At 71.1% G+C, this 242-nt stretch carries 1 protein-coding gene; it reads right to left on the reverse strand.

Features of this window, described 5'->3' with window-relative positions; genetic code table 11:
- On the reverse strand, positions 1 to 158 hold a 158-nt coding region (locus tag CVH10_RS23755; protein ID WP_146143369.1), incomplete at its 3' end, for a biotin carboxylase N-terminal domain-containing protein.
- Positions 159 to 242 lie beyond the last annotated feature (84 nt).

The raw sequence follows: 242 nt of genomic DNA on the forward strand, positions 1-242 counted from the left end.
GGGCCGATCGCCACCGCCTCGTCCGCCTCGCGCACATGCAGCGCGGCGGCGGCGGCCTCGGAATGGACCGCGACGGTGCGGATGCCCATCGCCCGCGCGGTGCGGATGATACGGCAGGCGATCTCGCCGCGGTTGGCAATGAGCAGGGTGTGGATCATCGCGTTACATCCGAAAAATGCCGAAGCGCGGCGCGTCGGGGATCGGGGCGTTCGTCGCGACGCGCAGCGCCATGCCCAGGACGT

Origin of the sequence: Halomonas sp. ND22Bw (assembly GCF_003011945.1) — a bacterium.
Taxonomy (GTDB): Bacteria; Pseudomonadota; Gammaproteobacteria; order Pseudomonadales; family Halomonadaceae; genus Halomonas; species Halomonas halophila.